This window comes from Adlercreutzia equolifaciens (assembly GCF_029076695.1).
Lineage (GTDB): Bacteria > Actinomycetota > Coriobacteriia > Coriobacteriales > Eggerthellaceae > Adlercreutzia > Adlercreutzia equolifaciens_A.
In genome coordinates, this window is the sequence record NZ_JARFIK010000276.1 from 1 (window position 1) to 314 (window position 314).

General features: G+C 63.4%; 1 pseudogene. It reads left to right on the plus strand.

Features of this window, described 5'->3' with window-relative positions:
• Positions 1-314 (plus strand): annotated as a pseudogene (locus tag PZH32_RS12390) (LuxR family transcriptional regulator); the annotation flags it as partial.

Genomic DNA, 314 nt, shown 5'->3' on the forward strand with positions numbered 1-314 from the left:
GCCCGCTTCGCTCACGGCTCCCTTCGCAAGCCTTCTTTTGGTGGCCTCCGGAGCTCTGCTCTTCGCCGCCTGCCGCAACGGCAGCACCACCTTCCCCGTGCTCCTGCAGCGCAATGCGGCCATGGGCGGCGTGCGGAACATGCTCATGGTGGGCTTTCTCACGCTGTTCGCCACCGCAGCCTGCTACTTCCTGGTTGCCATCATCCCCTGGGAGGAGCTGCCCTTCGGCGTCCATTCGTTCACCGTTGGCATACTCCTGGGCGCTTTGTTAATGCTTGCCATTGGCGGTGTGGCGTTCCTGTCCAAAGATCGCC